The organism is Bradyrhizobium sp. Cp5.3, from assembly GCF_000426265.1.
GTDB lineage: Bacteria > Pseudomonadota > Alphaproteobacteria > Rhizobiales > Xanthobacteraceae > Bradyrhizobium > Bradyrhizobium neotropicale.
On record NZ_AUFA01000150.1, the window covers coordinates 1 to 1013 of the forward strand.

Annotated in this window: 1 protein-coding gene; it reads right to left on the reverse strand. The window is 66.4% G+C overall.

All coding sequences use genetic code 11. The annotated features are described in order from the left end of the window. A partial coding sequence (locus K289_RS0140910; RefSeq protein ID WP_027556553.1) for a chemotaxis protein CheA occupies positions 1-1013 on the reverse strand: 1013 nt, incomplete at both ends.

Genomic DNA, 1013 nt, shown 5'->3' on the forward strand with positions numbered 1-1013 from the left:
TGGATCAGCGGCAGCAGCTTGTTGCGCAGGCGCAGCACCGCGGTGTCCTTGATGCGCTCGATGCGGTGCTCGGAGTTGGCGCGGGCGCGCACCAGCTCGACGACCGAGAGCTGGGGAATGGCAAAGCGGTCGCCGGCGGCCTCCACGATCAGCGCCGAGACGATGGCGAGCGTCAGCGGGATCTTGATGGTGACGGACGAGCCTTCGCCGGCAACCGACTTGATGTCGATGGTGCCGCCGATCTGGTCGATATTGGTGCGCACCACGTCCATGCCGACGCCGCGCCCCGACACCGAGGTGATGGCGGCCGCGGTGGAGAAGCCCGGCGCGAAGATGAACTTGTGGATCTGGGCTTCGCTCATCTTCTCCAGCTCGGCCTCGGTGACGAGACCGCTGGAGAGCGCCTTGGCCTTGATCTTCTCGGTGTTGAGGCCTCGTCCGTTGTCGGCGATGCAGATGATGATGTGGCCGCCCTCGTGATAGGCGGACAGGCGAATGGTGCCCTGCTCGCCCTTGCCGCTGGCGAGGCGCTCGGCCGGGGTCTCCAGGCCGTGATCGGCGGAGTTGCGCACCATGTGGGTGAGCGGGTCCTTGATCAGGTCGAGCACCTGGCGGTCGAGCTCGGTGTCGGCGCCGTGCATCTCGAGCTCGATCTGCTTGCCGAGTTCGGATGAGAGGTCGCGCACGATGCGGGGCAGCTTCTGCCAGGCGTTGCCGATCGGCTGCATGCGCGTCTTCATGACGCCCTCCTGCAGCTCGGCGGTGACGTTGGAGAGGCGCTGCAACGGCACCTTGAACTCGGTGTCCTCGTTGCGGCGGGAGATCTCCAACAGCTGGTTGCGGGTCAAGACCAGCTCGGAGACCATGGTCATCAGATGCTCCAGCGTATCCACGTTGACGCGGATCGACTGGTTGGCGACGCGGTCGCCCTCGGCGGCGGTCTCGTCGGCCATCGACTTCTTGGGCGCGGCCTTGGCGGCGGGCTTTGCGCTCTCCTTGGCCGTTGCCTTGGC